General features: G+C 49.0%; 16 protein-coding genes and 1 riboswitch. Of the genes, 2 read left to right on the forward strand and 14 right to left on the reverse strand.

The genetic code is table 11. From position 1 onward, the window contains the following. Positions 1–24: 24 nt before the first annotated feature. Positions 25–471, forward strand: a complete 447-nt coding sequence (locus ACLTOH_RS04395) for a hypothetical protein (protein WP_117464873.1) — start codon at positions 25–27, stop codon at positions 469–471. Position 472: 1 nt separating this feature from the next. Here ACLTOH_RS04395 and ACLTOH_RS04400 read toward each other — a convergent pair whose 3' ends face one another. From ACLTOH_RS04400 to ACLTOH_RS04420, 5 genes are all read right to left on the reverse strand, one after another. Further along, a complete protein-coding gene (locus ACLTOH_RS04400; RefSeq protein WP_022313498.1) occupies positions 473–2,425 on the reverse strand; it encodes a fructose-bisphosphatase class III in 1,953 nt (650 codons plus the stop codon). A 276-nt stretch (positions 2,426–2,701) separates the two neighbouring features. Further along, a complete protein-coding gene (gene dapB / locus ACLTOH_RS04405) occupies positions 2,702–3,466 on the reverse strand; it encodes a 4-hydroxy-tetrahydrodipicolinate reductase (protein WP_022313499.1) in 765 nt (254 codons plus the stop codon). 164 nt (positions 3,467–3,630) lie between these two features. After that, positions 3,631–4,515 carry a 4-hydroxy-tetrahydrodipicolinate synthase gene (dapA, locus tag ACLTOH_RS04410; RefSeq protein WP_118537174.1) on the reverse strand — a complete coding sequence of 295 codons (885 nt, stop codon included), beginning with the start codon at positions 4,513–4,515 and terminating at the stop codon, positions 3,631–3,633. Between the two features lie 59 nt (positions 4,516–4,574). Then, positions 4,575–4,751: riboswitch (Lysine riboswitch) on the reverse strand. Positions 4,752–4,787: 36 nt separating this feature from the next. Further along, positions 4,788–5,285, reverse strand: coding sequence for a cob(I)yrinic acid a,c-diamide adenosyltransferase (locus ACLTOH_RS04415; protein ID WP_118502776.1), 498 nt, complete (start codon positions 5,283–5,285; stop codon positions 4,788–4,790). Between the two features lie 111 nt (positions 5,286–5,396). After that, positions 5,397–6,050 carry a single-stranded DNA-binding protein gene (locus ACLTOH_RS04420; protein WP_412223463.1) on the reverse strand — a complete coding sequence of 218 codons (654 nt, stop codon included), beginning with the start codon at positions 6,048–6,050 and terminating at the stop codon, positions 5,397–5,399. A 286-nt stretch (positions 6,051–6,336) separates the two neighbouring features. Here ACLTOH_RS04420 and typA point away from each other — a divergent pair, with 286 nt between their 5' ends. Further along, on the forward strand, positions 6,337–8,175 hold the full coding sequence (gene typA / locus ACLTOH_RS04425) for a translational GTPase TypA (protein WP_118537173.1): 1,839 nt from the start codon (positions 6,337–6,339) through the stop codon (positions 8,173–8,175). A gap of 515 nt (positions 8,176–8,690) precedes the next feature. Here typA and ACLTOH_RS04430 read toward each other — a convergent pair. The 9 genes from ACLTOH_RS04430 to ACLTOH_RS04470 form a co-directional block, all read right to left on the reverse strand. Next, positions 8,691–9,353, reverse strand: coding sequence for an InlB B-repeat-containing protein (locus ACLTOH_RS04430; protein ID WP_227061507.1), 663 nt, complete (start codon positions 9,351–9,353; stop codon positions 8,691–8,693). A gap of 182 nt (positions 9,354–9,535) precedes the next feature. Next, complete coding sequence (locus tag ACLTOH_RS04435; RefSeq protein ID WP_022313676.1) at positions 9,536–10,639, reverse strand: galactose/methyl galactoside ABC transporter permease MglC; 1,104 nt, start codon at positions 10,637–10,639, stop codon at positions 9,536–9,538. A gap of 12 nt (positions 10,640–10,651) precedes the next feature. Continuing rightward, positions 10,652–12,151, reverse strand: a complete 1,500-nt coding sequence (locus tag ACLTOH_RS04440; protein WP_117464867.1) for a sugar ABC transporter ATP-binding protein — start codon at positions 12,149–12,151, stop codon at positions 10,652–10,654. 75 nt (positions 12,152–12,226) lie between these two features. Further along, on the reverse strand, positions 12,227–13,321 hold the full coding sequence (locus tag ACLTOH_RS04445; protein WP_118668289.1) for a galactose ABC transporter substrate-binding protein: 1,095 nt from the start codon (positions 13,319–13,321) through the stop codon (positions 12,227–12,229). A gap of 303 nt (positions 13,322–13,624) precedes the next feature. Continuing rightward, positions 13,625–14,608: a substrate-binding domain-containing protein gene (locus ACLTOH_RS04450; protein ID WP_182426962.1), complete on the reverse strand. Its 984-nt coding sequence runs from the start codon at positions 14,606–14,608 to the stop codon at positions 13,625–13,627. After that, the gene (locus ACLTOH_RS04455; protein WP_022313671.1) at positions 14,605–16,323 is read right to left on the reverse strand and encodes a sensor histidine kinase; all 1,719 of its coding nucleotides are present in this window, start codon (positions 16,321–16,323) and stop codon (positions 14,605–14,607) included. Before ACLTOH_RS04455 ends, ACLTOH_RS04450 begins: the two co-directional genes overlap by 4 nt. A gap of 3 nt (positions 16,324–16,326) precedes the next feature. Then, on the reverse strand, positions 16,327–17,886 hold the full coding sequence (locus ACLTOH_RS04460; protein WP_022313670.1) for a response regulator: 1,560 nt from the start codon (positions 17,884–17,886) through the stop codon (positions 16,327–16,329). 22 nt (positions 17,887–17,908) lie between these two features. After that, positions 17,909–20,041: an ATP-dependent helicase gene (locus ACLTOH_RS04465; protein ID WP_412223466.1), complete on the reverse strand. Its 2,133-nt coding sequence runs from the start codon at positions 20,039–20,041 to the stop codon at positions 17,909–17,911. Continuing rightward, positions 20,038–20,571, reverse strand: coding sequence for an NUDIX hydrolase (locus ACLTOH_RS04470; protein WP_118668288.1), 534 nt, complete (start codon positions 20,569–20,571; stop codon positions 20,038–20,040). The genes ACLTOH_RS04465 and ACLTOH_RS04470 overlap by 4 nt, the downstream gene beginning before the upstream one ends. Positions 20,572–20,576 lie beyond the last annotated feature (5 nt).

Raw genomic sequence — 20,576 nt, forward strand, 5'->3', positions numbered from 1 at the left:
GGGCATCTTGAAATGGAGGACATTATGAAAAATAAGACAAATAACGTAACATCCCACATCGGGAAAAAATTACTGGTTCTGGGCATCATCACAGTCTACCTGTGTATGGCGACCGCCTGTGGCACCAACAAGAACAACAATAACTCCGGCAGCATGGCTGCCTCTCCTTCTCCGTCCACCTCTCCTGCTGCTCAGGGGAGCACAGAGGCGCAGACCACAGAGACCGGAACTGCCGCTACCGACAGCACTATGGGTGACATGAACGGCAACGGTAACACCGTAGGAGAAAATGATTCCATGCTGGACAATGCAGGCAATGCCATCGGAGAAGCCGGTGATACCGTAGGCAATATCGTGGACGATGCCGCAAACGGTGTCTCCGATATCACCAACGACCTGGTAGGCAACGGTAATGATACTGCAGGTAACAACAATTCTACCACTGCCACCACCGGAGCCGGCCAGAGATAAGTTATACCTCTTCCATGATCGTACCTTCCCGGTAAGCCTCCAGGAGTTCTTCCAGATAGAAGATATTCTCCTGGATCTCCTTGCCGGTATCGGTATCGGCCACCAGTTTTCTGCGGGGGAAATTCTCCACCACCACGGAATCCGAGAAAATATCCGATTCCTTGATGATCGCCGCTTCCGTAGATTCAAAAGGTTCATGGGCTACCAGACGCATTCCTCTGGAATTACATACCAGCGTATATCCCGCAATTCCCGTCTTTTTCTGATATGCTTTGGAAAAGCCACCGTCGATGATCAGCAGCTTACCGCCGCATTTGATGGGTGATTCCCCATGGATCTGTTCCACGGGCACATGACCATTGACGATATGGGCATCGGCCTTGTCCAGACCGAATTCCTCTAAGATTCTGCCGATGACTTCCTCATTTTCCAACAGCTTATAGTAACTGTTTTTCTCTTCTATATGAGTCTCCTTATCCTTCAGGAAATACCGCTCAAAGGTAGCCATTTTTGCCTTGCCGAACACCGGGGAACCGGGGCCCGCCCAGATGTACCAGATCATATCCTGTCCAAGAGCGCGCTCTTTGGCTTCCTTGGCATAATAACCTCTTCTGGCGTAATATTCCAGAATGTCGTACAGTGCTTTTCCGCAATACTCTTTTCCGCAGATCTCCACCTGCATGAAACTGCCGTCCGGATTCAAGGGGACACAGCCGTGATACAACAGATTGCCGTTGTAAATCTTGTACATGCCGCCCTTGGAAAACAGAAATTTTACATGGCGCTGCAGTTTCTCACAGCGCATGAACACCTGCTGCAGGCGCAGCATGACCTTGCTCTCTTCCTCCGTGAGTTCGTAAGGATGTACAGGATCCACCGTAGGGAAATCCACGTCTTTCATGGGATATTCTTTGCCGTCCACACAGATCGTCTTTTTCTCGAAATCGATCCGATGCAGCAGCATCCGGTCTTCCATATGGAACTCCGGGTGTCTCATGATCAGCTGTCCTTCCAGCTTGAACTGCAAGATAGCAATTGCTTTATGCATCTTGGTGTCCAGCCCGAGATCCTTGGTATTGTAATCGGTATTGAACTTGATGGTAAAGGCATCGCAGTTGGTATTCTCATAAGTTTCCAGTGCAAATGTAGCCAGAGGCAGCAGGTTGATGCCGTAGCCATCCTCCAGAGTGGCGAGATTACCGTATCTGGCAGACATTCTGACCACATTGGCGATACAGGCCAGACTTCCGGCCGCCGCGCCCATCCACACCATGTCATGGTTGCCCCACTGGACATCCACGGAATGGTATTCGCACAAAGTATCCATAATAATATGAGGGCCGGGACCTCTGTCGTAAATATCACCGACGATATGCAGATGATCGATGACCAGCTGCTGGATCAGGTGGCTTAACGCAATAATAAACTGCGGCGCTCTGCCGATGCGGATGATAGTATGGATGATCTCATTATAGTATGCCTCTTTGTCCTGGATTTCTTCCTTCTCCGTGATCAGTTCTTCGATGACATAGGCGAAATCCTTCGGCAATGCCTTTCTGACTTTGGAGCGGGTGTATTTGGAAGAGACACGTTTGATGACCTGTACCAGACGATGAAGGGATATTTTGTACCAGTCCTCCAGATTGTCCTCTTCTCTTTCCACGATCTCCAGTTTGCTCTCTGGATAATAGATCAGGGTTGCCAGGCTTTTTTTGTCCTTGTTGCTGATGGTGTTGCCGAATTCCTCGTCGATCTTGCGGCGTACGGAACCGGAACCGTTTTTCAGGACATGGTTGAACTGTTCGTATTCTCCGTGGATATCCGTCAGGAAATGTTCCGTACCTTTGGGGAGGTTCAGGATGGACTGGAGGTTGATGATCTCTGTGGAGGCCGCCGCTATATTTTTGTATTGGTGTGAGAGGGTCTTTAGAACCTTCTGTTCCATTTCGTTCATGAAATTCAACCTTTCTACGTTACTTCACGAAGCGAACGGATACCATGCCTCGGTGTAAGGTCTCCGAGTGTGAATTTTCTAGGAAAAGTGATTCATTTGTTCTACTTAACACGGGCACGCCTACACGCACCATCCGTAGTGCGGATCGGCTGTCGCAAACATCGTGTTTGCTCCACCCTGTTCTTCAACACTTTTCAAGAAAATGTCAACACTCTACGACAAACATCATCGCCATGGCATCCATCCACTTCGTCAGTTCATGACTTTACCAGGTAATTACATCGCTGCATTGATAACATCAGACATGTTGTACATGCCGGCGGGCTTGCCTGCCAGGAACTTGGCTGCCTGTACGGCGCCTTTACCGAAGACAGCTTTGGAGTAGGCGGTGTGGGAGAAGGTTACAACTTCGTCTGCCCCGGCGAAGATCACATCATGGTCACCGACGATGGTGCCGCCTCTGACAGAGCTGATGCCAATTTCTTTCTTCGGTCTCTGCTCTCTGCGGTTGCTGCGGTCATAGACATATTCATACTCACCGTTAAATTCCTCGTTGATGGAATCCGCCAGTGCCAGTGCGGTGCCGCTGGGAGCGTCTACCTTCAGATTGTGGTGCTTCTCCACAATCTCCATATCGAAGCCTGCGTTGGCCAGCACTCCGGCAGCTTCTTTCAAAAGCTTTAACATCAGGTTGATACCTAAGGACATATTGGCGGATTTTAAGATGGCCACCTTTTTTGCTGCTTCGTCTACTTTCGCCAGCTGTGCCTCGGACAGACCAGTGGTGCACAGCACGCAGGGAAGCTTTTTCTCCACGCAGTAATCCAACAGCTTGTCTACTGCCACGGCTGCGGAGAAATCAATGATTGCATCTGCAGCCACATCACATTTGTAAATATCTGTGAATACAGGGTAGGGATTGTGTCCATCGTCTCTGGCATCGATTCCCGCCACCAGTTCCATATCGGGGTCCGCTGCGATCAGTCCGCTGATCACCTGTCCCATTTTACCGTTACATCCATGCATGATTATTTTTACCATTTTTCTTTTCTCCCATCTATCATGATTTTTGTAATAACGATCCAGCAGCCCTCATATTCATTTGCAAAAGCGCACTATGAATCGTTACTTTTTGAAAAAAGATCCCGCCCATGACAAAAATTTCACAGGCGGGATTCTTCCACTCTTGCTCTCTATTTTCCAGCCTACAGGATACCATAATCCTTCAGGGCTTTTTCAAGCCTCTTGGCATTGGCCTCTTCCATTTCACACAGAGGCATACGGAACGCACCGGCTCCCATTCCCATCATGTTCAGTGCGGTCTTCACAGGGATCGGGTTCACTTCACAGAACAGTGCGTTACACAGATCCATGGCATCTAACTGCATCTGACGGCTACCTGCCACATCTCCGTCAAAGAACTTCTGGCAGATCTCGTGGGTCTGTGTAGGTGCTACATTGGAAAGTACGGAGATAACTCCGACTCCGCCCAGGGCCAGAATGGGTACGATCTGGTCGTCATTACCGGAATAAATATCCACAACGCCCTGTCCGATGGCTGCCAGGTGAGCGATCTGGCTGATGTTGCCGCTGGCTTCCTTGACACCTACGATGTTCTCCACGTCCTTACACAGCTTCACTACGGTCTCCGGCAGAATATTGCAGCCGGTACGGCTGGGTACGTTATACAGAATAGCGGGAACCTTCACAGAATCCGCAACGGTCTTGAAATGACGATACAGTCCCTTCTGGGTTGCTTTATTATAGTAGGGACTTACCAGCAGAATGCCGTCCACGCCGTATTTCTCCGCTTCCTGAGACAGATATACTGCAGTCTCGGTACAATTGGAACCGGTACCTGCCACTACGGGGATTCTCTTTGCAACTTTGTCCACACAGTATTTGATAGTATCCAGATGCTCCTCATGGGTCAGGGTAGATGACTCACCTGTGGTACCGCATACGATAATAGCATCTGTGCCGTTTGCGATCTGGAATTCGATCAGTTCACCGAATTTCTCATAATTGACAGATCCGTCCTCGTTCATGGGTGTGACGATTGCCACGCCTGCTCCTTTAAAAATAGCCATATGCTTCCTCCATTTGCAAAACGCCAGCGCACAATGGCGCCGGCGCTGATTATCCAAGCTTATTTGATAGCGCCCCATCTGCTCACGAGATGACAGTCATACGCTTCTTAAACGTATGCCCAAGATAACATATACAGGATACCTTATCTTTCGGCGTGTTCCCCTTTCTTCTTCCCTCATCGGTACCTGTTACCTCCGAAAAAATACTCTTGAAAAACGCAACCTCTATCTTCTTAAATATAGTTTTATGATAGCATCAACCCATGTGACTGTCAATCCCAGACCTTGAATTTTACCGTTTCAATCTTGGACACTTCATCCGCCAGAACACAGATCTCATCGTTCAGGGTGATTCCCGTCAGAATCACATCCGTATCTCCCCTGCATTCCAGTAATGCCTTCAGGTCATCTTCCGTAATAATATCCTTCTCCACCAGTCCCAGCACTTCGTCCAGGATCAGCAGATCGCATTCTCCAGTCGTCAGTACTTTCTTGGCAAAGCCGATCCCGTTACGGATGTTCTGGATCTCCTCCTGCTTCTTTTCCTCCGGTAATTCCACGAAATTACCGTCCGATTTCTCGAAACGGAACAGCTTGATCTCCGGCTCCATTCTGCGTAAAAAATCGGAATCCCCCAGTCCCTTTCCCTTCAGGAACTGAATAATAACGACCCTCTTGCCTTCTACCGCTGCCTGTACCGCTCTTCCAATCGCTGCCGGTGATTTGCCTCTGCCATCGCCGGTATAAATATAGATGCATCCTTCTGCCATTCCACACCTCATGGTCTATCTGCGTATCTGACGCTCCCTAGCTGTACACAGTTACTAATATCTATGCATTCTTTTATACCATATATTGTCACTTTTTGCAATCTTTTGTCGTTAGACGATGGATTTCTGCACCTGTGCCTCCTCCAGAAGTTCCAGTTTGCTGACGGATACCTCGAAAGCTACTCTTTTCTCCACATGCTCTTCATCCAGTTTTTTCATATATTCACGGCTCTGGATCCGTCCCCAGATCGCACAGCGCTCTCCTACCTTGAAATGCTCCGCATAACGGGCGTTACGTCCCCAACAGATACAGGGAATATAATCGGATTTTCCGTACGGACGGTTTACCGCCAGCAGCAGATCCGCTATTTCTCTTCCCAACGGTGTCTTACGATACACCGGTTCCTTACATATATATCCATCCAGATAAATCTGGTTCGTCTTCGAACTTTCTTCCATTTCTTCAATAAATTTCACTTCTCTGGCAAACACAGACAACACCAGTCTGTTCTTGCGCTCCTCATGACGATTGTAGGAACGAAACTGTCCGTTCACACACAAAAGCATTCCGACATAGCTGGCTGTCACGTCCAGTAATCTTTCTGAGACCATCACCGGTATAATGTCAAAACTGTCGCTCAGTCTCGTACATTTGATGTCCACCATGTAGAATCCTTCCCCATAGATCTCATGGCTGTAGGAAAAATTGCTTACCACTTCCCCCATCACCGTTACCTGATTGTTTTCAATAACCTTATCTGTCATTTTTGTTCTCCCTTCTACATCTTCTGACTCTTCTACAACAATCTTTATGTATTGCACTACTATTTATACTCTAAAATCCATCGTTTGAGTACTAAAACTCATCGCACAAAAGGGCAAATTACGCACAAAAGGGATTTCTTTTCCATACTTTTTCATATAGAAAACCACCAAAAACGTTGATTTTCCACGGTTTTTTCTTGCGTCCGGAAATGATAAGTGCTATACTGAAACAGTTTGAAAAAAGATTGAATCAGTTGCACGCATTTTTAGAAAGGCAAGGATTTTTATGAGACAAAAAAGAGAAGATGTCAGAAACGTTGCAATCATTGCTCACGTAGACCACGGTAAAACCACTCTGGTGGATGAGCTGTTAAAACAAAGCGGTGTATTCCGTGAAAATCAGGAAGTTGCTGAGCGTGTCATGGACTCCAACGATATCGAGCGTGAGCGTGGTATCACCATTCTGTCCAAGAACACTGCCGTTATGTATAAGGGTACCAAGATCAACATCATCGACACCCCGGGCCATGCGGACTTCGGCGGCGAGGTAGAGCGTGTCCTGAAAATGGTAAACGGTGTTATCCTGGTGGTGGATGCCTTCGAGGGTGCCATGCCCCAGACCAAATTCGTGCTTCGTAAAGCACTGGAATTAAAGCTTCCCGTTATCGTATGTATCAATAAGATCGACCGTCCCGAAGCAAGACCCGATGAGGTCGTAGACGAGGTACTGGAACTGTTCTTAGAGCTGGATGCGGATGATTCTCAGCTGGATTGTCCTTTCGTATATGCTTCCGCAAAGGCCGGTATTGCCTCTCTGGATGCTGACGAAATGGGTACTGATATGGAACCTCTGTTTGAGACCATTTTAAACTACATCCCCGCTCCCGAAGGAGATCCGGATGCGGCTACCCAGGTACTGATCAGTACCATTGATTATAATGAATATGTAGGACGTATCGGTGTCGGTAAAGTAGACAACGGTACCATCCGTGTAAACCAGGATGTGGTCATCTGTAACCACCACAACCCCGACAAGATCATTAAGACCAAGGTCAGCAAGCTGTATGAGTTCGACGGTCTGAATAAAGTAGAAGTCAAGGAAGCAGGCATCGGTTCCATCGTTGCCATCTCTGGTATCAGCGAGCTTCACATCGGTGACACCATCTGCTCTCCGGAAAATGTGGTACCCATTCCTTTCCAGAAGATCAGTGAGCCTACCATCGCCATGCAGTTCATGGTCAACGACTCTCCCCTGGCAGGCCAGGAAGGTAAATTCGTTACCAGCCGTCACCTGCGTGACAGACTGTTCCGCGAGTTAAATACCGATGTATCCTTGCGTGTGGAAGAGACCGATTCTCCTGACCGTTTCAAAGTATCCGGCCGTGGTGAGCTGCATCTGTCCGTGTTGATCGAGAATATGCGTCGTGAAGGTTTCGAATTCGCCGTGAGTAAGGCAGAGGTTCTGTATCATACCGATGAGAACGGTAAAAAGTTAGAACCTATGGAGCTGGCTTACATCGATGTTCCCAATGAATTTGCCGGTGCTGTTATTGAGAAGCTTGGTCAGAGAAAAGGTGAACTTCGTAACATGGGTTCCATTTCCGGCGGCACTTACACCCGTCTGGAGTTCTCCATCCCCGCAAGAGGACTGATTGGTTACCGCGGTGAGTTCATGACCGATACCAAGGGTAACGGTATTCTGAACACCGTATTCGACGACTACGGCCCTTACAAGGGAGATATCCAGTATCGTAAGATGGGTTCCCTGATCGCATTTGAAGCCGGTGAAGCTATCACCTACGGTCTGTACAATGCGCAGGAGCGTGGTACTCTCTTCATCGGACCCGGTGAAAAGGTATACTCCGGTATGGTCATCGGTCAGACCGGACGCAGTGAGGACATCGAGATCAATGTCTGCAAGAAGAAGCAGCTGACCAACACCCGTTCCTCCAGCGCTGACGAAGCTCTGCGTCTGACACCGCCCAAAATCCTGTCTCTGGAGCAGGCTCTGGACTTCATCGATACCGACGAACTGTTGGAAGTAACTCCTACCAACCTGCGTATCCGTAAGAAGATTCTGGATCCGACCATGAGGAAACGTGCCATGATCAATAAGAAAGCTTAAGAAGATTTATAAATAGAACCACCTTCGTGTACTGCCTGCAGTATGTGAAGGTGGTTTTTAACTGGGTTAACAAAGAATCCCAAATGCCCACGGCGAACGGAACATCCTTCCTCGATGTAAGGTCTCCCGGTGGGAATTTTCTGACGAAAAGTGAGTAGCGGTTCTAACCCGTACGGGCACGGCTCCAGTTGCCATCCATGGCAACGTCCGCCTGTCGCAAACGTCCTGTTCGCTCCACCCTGATGTTCAACACTTTTCGAGAAAATATCACCACCTCCCGACAAACATCTTCGGAAGGACATTCCATCCGCCGCGGGCATTCTGCGTTTTGGAAAGCCTGCGAAAAAACAGTAGCCCGCGTTGGGGTAAGGACAAGCAGACTCTAAGCAGCCGTCGGTACTTAGCGAGGGTACTTTCCTCGCTTATGTACCGCTACGGTCTGCGTCCGAAGTGGAAACGGGTCTGCGGTTCTTAGCCCCAATACGGGCTACGGGGATATTTCACTAACTCTTCAGTTAATTCCAGGTGGCTGTCAGGACATGCTCCCCGGTCATCTGGACGACGGTGTCTGCGGTAATAATCTGGCCGCTGTACTCCCATCCGCCGAAGGTACTGCCCTCTTTTACCGGGGTAGGAAGTTCACCGTAGGTCTCGCCGAAGGTCACCTGTTTGGATTCCACGGTGGAACCGTCGGCACCGGTGCCGCCGTCATAGTCGAATTTCACGGTGAACTGTGCGGGAACCCAGTGAGCGGTCAGAGTCATATCGCCGGTGACTTTCTCCGACTGGAAATACCACAGCACTGTCTCTCCTTCTTTTTCCGTATACCACCCGTCAAAGGTGTAGCCGGGCTTATAAGGTGTCTCGGGCTCTGTAAGGAATTCACCGTAGCGTACCTTCCGGGCTGCCACTTCACTTCCGCCGTCCGTATCGTACACAATGTTGAATCCACCGCGTACCGCGAAGAAAATAATCATTCCCACGATCACCACGATCAGGACACCGATCAGGCCGTCCAGAATGCGGATGGGAACATCCTTGCTTCCGTAAATGCCGCGGCCGAACCATTTTCCTTTCGGACGGATTGCTTCCTCCGGCTGCTGCGTCGTTTCCGACTGCGTGGTGACTTCTGCTGCCTTTTCTTCTGTATTCTCTGTTGTCACTTGTTCCTGATTCATAATTTTTCCTTTTCCTAATCTATCATAAGCAATTTCTATGTGCTGCGCACTCTCGAAATTGCAACCAATATTCGTATTTCGGACTGTCGTCCTTCATACTCATATTGTTTTACTCCCAACATAGAAAACATCCTTTACCTGCAAGCAGTCACGGATGTTTTCTATGGGTGAGTCTTATATCATTACTTTCTTACCAGGTACTTTCTCATATCGATCGCGCAGGCAACCAGAATGATGAGTCCTTTGATCACATACTGCATGTTCATGTTGATGGACAGGAAGTTCAGTGCTACGAAGATGATTCTTAAGAGAAATACACCAAGTACGACACCACTGATCTTACCGGTACCACCTACGAAAGAGACACCGCCGATAACGCAAGCTGCAATGGCATCACACTCGTAGTTCAATCCGGTATTTGCTGTGTTGGAACCGATACGGGAAGACTCGATGAAACCGGTCAGACCGTACATGGCACCTGCCAGTGTATGTACTAAAATGGTGGTTTTCATTACGTTAACACCGGATACCTTTGCTGCTTCGGGATTGGAACCTACTGCAAACATGTTCTTACCGAAGGTGGTCTTGTTCCAGATGAACCACATGATAACAACGATCAAAGCTGCCAGCCATACATAGTTGGGAATGGCGATTCTCGCGCCGCCGGCATTGAAGGAGATCACGCTTCCCTTTACCACATCGTTGAAGTGCTGATCCAGACCGGACAGAGGCTGACCGTTATTGCCGTTGATCATGATGTACATTAACAGTAAGCCGTATACGATCAACTGGGTAGCCAGAGTTACGATGAAGGGATGCAACTGGAATTTCGCTACGAAGAAACCGTTGACCCATCCCACGATACCGCCGACCAACAGTACGATCAGGATCACCAGAGGAATCGGAAGTACCGGAAGGTTCGGGAACATCTTGGTGGCATAAGTCACGGACTGCATCAGGGATGCCGTGATACATGCGGTCAGTCCTACCACACGTCCTGCGGACAAGTCGGTACCTGTCAATACGATACATCCTGCAATACCACAGGCAATGGGAAGGTTCGCCGCGGACAGGCTGATGATGTTGACAATGGAAGCCGCCGACAGGAAATTGGAGTTCTGGATGTAAGTGTAAATAATTGCTACGATCAGCAGGATGTATAAGGCATTGTTAAGTAAAAATTCTTTCCAATAGGTCTTCTTGTCTCTGCTGTCCAGCTTCTTGTAGTCTGCAAAATTTTGCTTTACGCCGTTAATTTTATTCTGAATTGCTTTGCCGGGATTCATACGCATATCCTCCTATACATATTTTGCAGCAAGAGACATGATCTCTTCCTGTGTCGTATTTTTGGCATCTACTTCTCCTGCCAGCTTACCGCCGCTCATGACAAGAATTCTGTCACATACACCCAGCAGCTCCGGCATCTCCGAAGATACCATCAGGACAACTTTGCCCTTATTGGCCAGATCGATGATCAGCTGGTAGATCTCGTACTTTGCACCTACGTCGATACCTCTGGTAGGCTCATCCAGCATCAGCACCTCCGGCTCTGTGAGAAGCCATCTGCCGAGGATAACCTTCTGCTGGTTACCACCGGACAGTGACCGGATCTTCGTCTTCTGGGAAGGTGTCTTGATATGCATGGCATCAATGGCCCATGCAGTGTCCTTCTCCATGGATTTATCACTCAGATAAAATCCTGCTTTTTTATGTTTCTTCAGACTGGAGATCACCGTGTTCTCCCGGATATTCAGGATTCCGAAGATACCGGTGGCACGACGTTCCTCCGTCAGAAGTGCAAAACCGTTTTTAATGGACTCTCTGGCATTGCGGTTTCTGACCTCTTTGCCGTCCAGTTTGATCACACCGTCTTTTCTGGTGGCCACACCGAAGATATTCTCCAGTGTCTCCGTTCTGCCGCTGCCATCCAGTCCGGCCAGACCTACGATCTCACCCTTTCGAGCCTTAAAGGATACATCCTGCAGCAAGGAATATCTCGCGCTTAAGTGTTCTACCTCCAATGCCACTTCACCGGGCTTGTTGGTCTTGGGCGGGAACTGGTTGGTCAGTTCACGGCCTACCATCAGTTTGATGATCTTGTCTGTAGTCAGGTTCTGTGCAGGCTCTGTTGCGATCCAGGTACCGTCACGCATGACGGTGACTTCATCTGCGATCCGCAGGATCTCTGCCATCTTGTGAGAAATATAGATAATACCGCATCCTCTGTCACGAAGCATGTTGATGATCTTAAACAGATGCTCCACTTCTTCTTCCGTCAGGGATGAAGTAGGTTCGTCGAATACAATGATCTTGCTGTTATAGGATACCGCCTTGGCGATCTCAACCATCTGCCTTTGTGATACCGGCATCGTACTCATAATTCTCTTGGGGTCTACTGCGATCCCCAGTTCTTCAAAAATCTTGTTGGTGTCTTCCAGCATTTTATGCTCGTTGACCATAATACCTGCTGTCATGGGATAACGGCCCAGCCAGATATTATCCATGACATTTCTCTTCAGTGCCTGATTCAGTTCCTGGTGAACCATGGCCACTCCATTATTCAGTGCTTCTCTGGAATTTTTGAAATTGACTTCCTTGCCTTCCAGTTCGATCTTGCCTGCATCCTTACTGTAGATGCCGAACAGACACTTCATTAAGGTGGATTTACCGGCGCCGTTCTCTCCCATGAGCGCGTGTACCGTTCCTTTTTTTACGGTAAGGGATACATGATCCAGTGCCTTTACGCCGGGGAATTCCTTGCATATGTCTGTCATCTGAAGTAATACTTCCTGTCCCATACGCATCCTCCTATACATAAAGAGCGGCCGCTGCCAGATGCAGCAGCCGCTTCTTTTATTTACTTGTTATTCAGATCATTCTCCGGTGTAAGTAGCGTAAGGGATGTAGATCTTGTTGCTAACCTTCTCAGAGATGTTGAAGCTGTCGGTATCTGCCATCAGATCCTTGCCAGCCTGGATGTTCTTAGCCAGGTAAGCAATACCGTTTGCCATACCTTCTGCATCCTGCTTGATGGTACCGGTCATCTTGCCGTCTGCGATCAGCTGCTTGGCTGCGTCAGTTGCATCAACACCGAATACAGGAATGGTGGTGCAGTTGCCATCGCCTAAGTTGTAGCCCTTGTCGTTCAGAGCAGAGATAACACCTTCAGCCATACCGTCGTTGTTACAGATAACCAGCTCGATCATGTTGCCAGCGGACTCATTGTACTGAGACAGGTTGGTGGTCATGTAGTTGTTAGCTGCGGTTGCGGACCAGTTACCGTCCTGGTCAACCTGATACTTATCGGTATTGGATGCATCGAAGTACTCCAGAGCGGGCTTGCCTGCTGCGGTGATCACTGCATCTGCATCTTCTACGCCGTACTGGGTACGATAGATTGCTTCTACGTTACCTAACTGACCCATGAACATTGCGTAGCTGATCTTGCCATCGCCATTCAGATCAATAGTATCGAAGTTGTCTACTACATACTGACCAACCATCTTACCCTGCATATGACCTGCTTCGGGAGCATCGGTTCCAACGAATGCACACTTGTCATAGCTGCCTAATACCTTACCTTCATCCTCATCGGATTCTACCGCACGGTTGAAGAAGATTACAGGGATTCCTGCTGCGCTTGCCTTGTCAACGATGGCCTGGGAAGCGTCTACGGAACCGGATGTTACGATGTTGACGATCAGAAGGTTGGTACCCTGTGCAATAGCGGTATCGATCTGCTCGTTCTGGGTGGTCTGGTTACTGTTGCCGTCATAATTCTGGAACTTGATGCCTGCTTCGGTAAGCGCATTATCCAGTGCAGTACGCACGCTGGAGATGTATGTATCACTGTAGGTGTAATAGAATACTCCTACATTCAACTCTCCCTTTCCTCCGCCGCTCTTTCCGCACGCTACGAGGCTGAGCATCATAATGCCGACCAACAGTAGTGACATGAACTTTTTCATATAAAATACCTCCTTGTTTTGATGAAAATGTATGTGTTTCATCTCTTGATGAGGTAATTATATGGCATCTTGTACATAAAAGATATACAAAATCTTACGCATGGGGTTAAAAATTATACTATTCTGTACACATTTTGTTCATGTTCTGTACATAATTTGTAACTATTCAGAGCCGAAAAGCATTACATAATTTCGTCGAACGCTTGCATTCGTAAGAATTATGTAATGCTTATTCGGCGAAGTAACCACATGAGCAAAAGAATAGCTCTGAAAGAGCGGTTTTGCGAGTGGGGTTCTGAATAGTTACTTTCTCTCTTCAAAAGAGAACAATATCTTCTGGCTCTCCCGCTCGTACATGTTCTCTCTGGTCACAATAGTGGTGGCTGTGTCTATCACGCTGGGGCCGCCGGTCTGTCCGTTGATCAGGTTCGCCGCCGTCTCCACTCCCAGATACCCCATGGCATAGGGGTTCTGCACGATCAGGGCATCCACCTCCCCGGTCTCCAACATTCCCACAGAGACCACATTGGAGTCAAACGCCACCACCTGCGTCCTGTCTCCCCGGTCCAGATCCCGGATGGCCCAGCCCACACCGAGGCTGGTCCATTCGTTAAAGGTCACCACCACATTGATCCTGGAATCCGACAAAAGCATCTCTTTTGCTCCCGCTCTGGCATCCTCCGTGGTGGAAAGGACATTGATGGTGGTAATATCCTTTACTCTCGGGTCCTGCTCCACCGTCTGCCGGAATCCCAGTTCCCGTTGCTGCCCGTTGGCGGAATTCACATCATAATTCACGATACCGATATACAGTTCGTCTTCTCCCACCGCCAGAGCTGCTTCCGCCGCCTTCACACCGGCCTGCAGGTTATTGGTCCCAATGCGGCAGCTTACCATACTGCTGTTGACATCACTGTCAATGACAACGATCTTAATTCCTCTCTGGGCTGCCTGACCGATGATCTCCGCATTGGCATTGTAATCCACCGCAGAGAAAACGATCACATCCACTCCGTCCTCCATGGCCTGCCGCACCATCTCATTCTGGGTCACATAATCTTCTTCCGATTCCGGGCCGTTAAACGTAACATTCAGATTGTATTCCGTAGCCGCCGCCCGGGCACCCGCAAAGACACTTTTAAAAAAGGCGCTCTCCGTGGACTTCACGATCATAGCCACCTGGGTTTTCCCTGTCTCAGCTTCTTTTCCGCAGCCACTCATGCTCATAAGAAGCAGGACACCCGCAGCCAGCAGGGACAGTATTTTTTTTATTTTCTGTTTTCTCATACTTTCTCCCATCCTGCCGCTGCATTTTCTTCCACCTTTGGCATCCGTATGATCACAGTAGTGCCTTCATCCAGTTCGCTTTCTATGGAAAGACCGTACTCTTTTCCGAAATAAATCTTAATCCTGTCGTTGACGTTCTTGATGCCGATGCCAGAATTATCTCCCGGCTCCTTATGAAGGATCGACCGACACTGTTCCTCTGACATACCGACACCGTTATCCTCCACCCGGAAGACCACATCTTCCCCTTCGCTGTAGATGCGGATCAGAATCCGTCCTTCATCCACCATGCGGTCCAGTCCGTGATAGATGGCATTTTCGATAATGGGCTGCAGGGTGATCTTGTTACAGTAATATTGCAGACAGTCCTCTTCCACCTGAAACTCATAGGAAAACTGATTCTTATAGCGGAAATTCTGGATCTTTAAATAGCTTCTGGCATGCTCTACTTCTTTTTCAATGGGGATCAATTCGTGCCCCTTGCTGATACTGATACGAAACAGTTTCGCCAGAGCATTGACCATCTCCACGGCATCCTGACACCTTTCTTCCTCGCAGAGCCACCCGATGGCATCCAACGTATTATATAAGAAGTGGGGATTGATCTGGGCCTGCAGAGCCTTTAACTCCGTTTTGCGCAGGGAAATCTCTTCCTGACGTACCTGCTTCATCAGTTTCTGGATCTTTCTTACCATGTGCTCGTAGGACTGTGACAGTGCCTCGATCTCCGTGGTGCCTTCCACAGGCTGATAAACATATCCCGCAGCATCCTTTTCGAACTCTTCCATAGCCCGGATCAGGCGCTGCACCGGATTGGTCACCAGTCTGGATACCAGAACACTGACCACCATGGTCGTCAGCAGAATGATTGTCAGCATGACACAGATGTTTCCCACCAGTTCCATCTCTTTGGCCGTCACCAGTTCACTGATATAGCTGACACCCACCACCTTCCAGTTACAGTTATCCAGCGCCAGGACACTACAGATCAGTTCTTCGGTCTCAAAGGAACCGTTGTGGCTCAGATCCAGTCCCTCCGTGGCTTCCGTCTTAAGACCCGAATACAGCAGCTGCTGTTGGGGATGATAGATGATCTCTCCATTACTGTCTGTGATAAAGCAGTAGCCATGCTGTCCGATTCCCACATCGTCCACATAATCCGATATTTTGGAGAAACGGATATCAATGACTACCCGCAGCTTCTGTCCGTCTGCTCCGGGAATCTCCTGTAAGACCGATACCACCCAGGGATAATAGTCCTGCAACAGAGATTCCACATGGGGTTCCGACAGATAGAGTACCCCGGGGCTGTAGGAATCCAGTTCGATATAAGACAGATCCTTCAGATAATGTTCCTTCAGAGTATGAGTTCCCGTATGGGAATCCACCAGCTTCCCCTGCTCATCATAGATATAGACCGCCACCAGATCCGACCGGACACTGCAAAGAGTCTCCAGTGTCTGCCCGGTACTTCCGCCGCTCTTTGTCAGATCCTTCTCGATCAGACTCATGATCTCCTGCATATCTCCGATGTAGTTAGAAATGGTATTGGAAGCCTGAGTCACCGCCTGTTCACTGCTGGTATGTGCCGCCTGTTTCATACTTCCGACATAAAGAGAAAAAAAGTAAAAAGTGGACCACAACAAAAACAGGGTAACCAGTCCCACCACTAATGTCGTAATGATAAAAGAAAGAGACGTTTTTTGCTTCTTCATATCTTATTCTTTCTCCTGTCGCATGGCATTGGGAGATACCCCGCAATACTTTTTAAAGCAGTAGCTGAAATAATGCTGATCGCTGTAACCGCAGCGCTCCGCAATCTCCCGCATCTTCATGGAACTGCCCAGTACCAGTTCCCTTGCCGTTTCGATCCTCTTTTTCGTCAACAGATCCACGAAGCTTGACCCGGTCTCTTTTTTGATCAGGGCACTCAGGTAATTGGGGCTCACATGAATGCTGTTGCTGACGCCCACCAGAGACAGGGACGGATCCCCATACTCCTTGTCGATGATCTGCATGGCCTTTTCACACAGGATCTGGCTGCTCTTTTTCTTGCCCGCATTGACCAGTTCCCATACTTCCAGGCAAAGTGCCGTGAAACGATCCCTGGATTCCCGTATCGGACCTTCCAGCATGGCAAAACGCTGGAGCAGGGCGGAATCTTCTGTCACCGTATAGGCAATGCGGATCAGCGCCGAGGACATCCGGAAGATCAGGAATTTGCATTTCAGGGCAGCATCCTGCTGCACCTCCAGTTTGCCGAATACATCCTTCAGATAGTTTTCCAGTTCCTCTCGGGAACCACCACGGATCAGATTCTCCATCTGAGTAACACATTCCGCCGCCAGCTCCATGTCCATGGTGTTATCCCGCTCTTCATCGGCAATATAATGGATGCCGCTCTCTCCCGGAGTGCAATATCCCAATGCACTCATAGCTCCTCTGTAGGCCTCGTGGCATTCTCCCAGATGTTCTCTGATACGGCTGACACCGATATGACAATGCATTTTCAGAATGCGTTCCGTACTCTGTACCATCTCTCCCACGGCAATATGCAGATACCGGTCGAAGGTCGACGTGGTGGCCGCCAGCACTGCAATGATCCTGCCGTCCATGGCAAAAGAATAATGCTTCATATATTTTTGCAGTATCATATCCACGGAATGTACCAGTTCCGGTCTCGTACGGTTCTTCCCGTTGGTATCCTCCACCGTGATGGCCAGCACCGCATACTGAAAGGCATTATTACGATCCTTCAAAAAGCCGTTGCCAACCGCCTGTTCCTGTAAAAGTTCCTCCCGGTCCTGCCCCTCAAAGCTGGCATAATCATCTAGCAAAAGGGGCAGAAAAAACTGTTGCAGATCCGGATTATCATGTTTTCTGGCATCAAATTCCGCAAAGATTCCGTCGATCTTAAGCTTGATCTTCTTCAGTTCTTCCGTCAGATCCACCATAGTGATAGGTTTCAACATATAACTGATGATATTGTACTGGATGGCCTGCTGGGCATAAGAAAATTCATCGAAGCCGCTTAAGAAGGCTATCTGTGTGGTAGGACGTACCTCTCTGACCTGTCTTGCCAGCTCGATTCCGGAGACAAAAGGCATCCGGATATCCGTAAGCAGCAGATCCGGTTCCATCCTCTCCACCAGTTCCAAAGCTTCGATGCCGTTCTCCGCTTCCCCCACGACTTGAAATCCGATGCTCTCCCAGTCGATCTTCCTTATGATTGCTCTGCGTAATTCCTCTTCGTCATCTGCCACTACGATTGTATACATCGCTGTCCCTCCCTGGTATGTATTATTTTAAGGTAAGTATCTTCCCGGAAAACGCAATGGGAAGGGATATTTTTCTGGTACTGTTTTCGCCTGCAAACAGAATCTGGGCAATGCCGTCAGCCGATACGGACGCAATCCTGCCGGTTCCGTATTTCTGATGCTGTACTTCCCGTCCGGACTCACAGGCTGCGATGCAGGCCTCCACTTCCCGTGGCGGCAGCTTCTGCACCTTTTTGTCCGGTGTCTTTAGCAGCGAGCCTCTGATCCCGACAGCCGTACCGGTCTTTCTTACAGCGTTTAACGGCTTCGTTTTCTCAAACACTTCTCCTGAAAAAGCAGAGGTCAGATTCGGTCCAAAGGTAAATACATACAACTGTTCCTTCGCTCTCGTCATTCCCACATAATAAAGCCTTCTCTCTTCCTCATAGGCATTTGCCTCCGGGGAATCCGGTACACAGCCCCTCCCCGGAATCTGGGAAGGGATCACTCCCGCCAGCATATCCGCCAGATACACTCTTGTGTATTCCAGTCCCTTGCTGGAATGGATCGTGGACAGGATAAAATTACTCTTCGGATCCCCGCAGCCCTCTCGCATCATCTCCTGCAGCTTCTGTAATCTTGCAGGGAAATCAAACAGGCTGTTCTCCTGATCTCCCAGGGCCTTTAATATCTCCGCCTTGCCACTGTCCAACCCGTGGGTATCCATGAATTCCTGATATCCCATATAATTCAGGATCCGGTAGATAGCTTTTCCTGCTGACTCATACCGCATATTGTCCAGATGGGTAGCCAGTGCCTTGCACTGTTTTCTGGTGTAAACGGATACCTCATCCATTTCCGCCACCGTATCCAGCAGTGTCAGTCGTCTGGTATTGGCATCCACCGCCTCCATGGCCGCCTTTTTGCTGATACCGGCTCCCATTTTGTAATAGATCCGAAGAAATGTCTCCCCATCCCATGGATCCAGAGACAACTGAATAAAATCACAGATATCGTTGACCACCGGATGGGAAAAGAAGGTCATATCCGAATTTTTCACCCGGTAGGACAATCCTTTACGTTCCAACAGATCAATGATGGGAAGTGCACTTTCGTTATTCCGGTATAATACTGCCGTCTCCTGTTCACAGTCCTGGGCTACTTTCAGCAGATAATTGTACTGTCCCTGTCTGGATACTGCCTTGATCTCTGTAACGCAGCCACCACCTTCTCTGGCCGCGGTCATCTTCTTCGGATGTCTGTTTTTATTCTTCTGGATCAGAGTATCCGCCGCCCGGACGATCTCCTGCCTGCTGCGGTAATTGGTCTCCATGAGAAGGATCCCTGCTCCCGGGTGTCTGTCCTCAAAGGAGACAAGTGCCTGCGGGTAAGCTGCCCGGAAGCCGTAGATACTCTGGTCTTCATCTCCCACCATAAACAGATTCCGGCTCTGCGCCGCCAGCAGGTCGATCATATCATGCTGTATTTTCGAAGTATCCTGCGCTTCATCCACACAGAAATACCGATACTGCTCCCTGAAATGTGCAAGTACCTCAGTATACTGTTCCAGAATTCTGAGGGCGTAGATCATCTGATCATCGTAATCGATCATCTGCATCTGCCTGAGTTTCGCATTATAAGTACGGAATATCTCCGGGAATTTCTCCACATCCGTGTCCATATCCCGGATTTCCTCCGGTGTCAGACGCATATTTTTTGCATAGGTGATATTCAGCTGGGTCTCTTTGATATCATTTTCCGTGGCGTATTTCCCCGTTACTTCCAGAAAAGACTGTTTGACGGCCGCCGAGGCTTCCTTATCTGCCACCTGAAAAGGCGTTTTCCCGGTACGGTAGGCAAAATATTGCAGTACCTTCTGGGAGATGCCGTTGATGGTGCGAAACTCCAGCCGCTCTGCATCCGCTTCTCCGAACATCCCCGCAAACCGCCTGCGCATATCATTCGTTGCCGCCACGGTATAGGTCACTGTCAGGATCGACTCCGGTGTTATTCCCAGGCAATAGATCATATAGCCCAGTCTGCTGACCAGTACGGTGGTCTTACCGCTTCCTGGAACCGCAAGAAGCAGTACCGGACCTTCCGTGGCCTGTACCGCCTGCATCTGCTGTTCGTTTAACTGTATGTGGTAGTTCTGTACAAATTCCGTAAAATTCAATTCATTGTCCCACTTTCCGCCTCCGGCATTTTTCTGCCTTCCTTTGTCGCTATCGGCTCACCGTCCAGTACTGCATCCAGAAGGATACCATTCTCATCGTAAGACAGTTTTAAGGAGAAAAAGGGGCGGTTCTCACGAAGCAGCCGGAAAAATATCTTGTCCCCTTCCCAGAGATCCAGTTCTTCCACCTTATTGATCTCCACCCATTCCAGCGCTCCTTCGTCACACTCCCTCGGTTCCCCCGTAAATCCATCCGCCGTATACAGGCACATATACTCACAGACGTCCCGGTATAAAAAGGTGATGATTCCCCGGAACCGGTAGGCCGTCAGAGTATACCCTGTCTCTTCCTTTACTTCCCGGAGCACACAGTCCTCCGGGCTTTCGTCCGCCTCGAAATGACCACCCACGCCGATCCATTTGTCTTTGTTAATGTCATTTTCCTTCTTCACCCGGTGAAGCATCAGATATTTTCCGTCCTGCTCGATGTAGCAGAGCGTGGTCAGATTTCTGAGCTGCTGTATACTCATTTTCT

Origin of the sequence: Waltera sp. (assembly GCF_046969025.1) — a bacterium.
Classification (GTDB): domain Bacteria; phylum Bacillota; class Clostridia; order Lachnospirales; family Lachnospiraceae; genus Acetatifactor; species Acetatifactor acetigignens.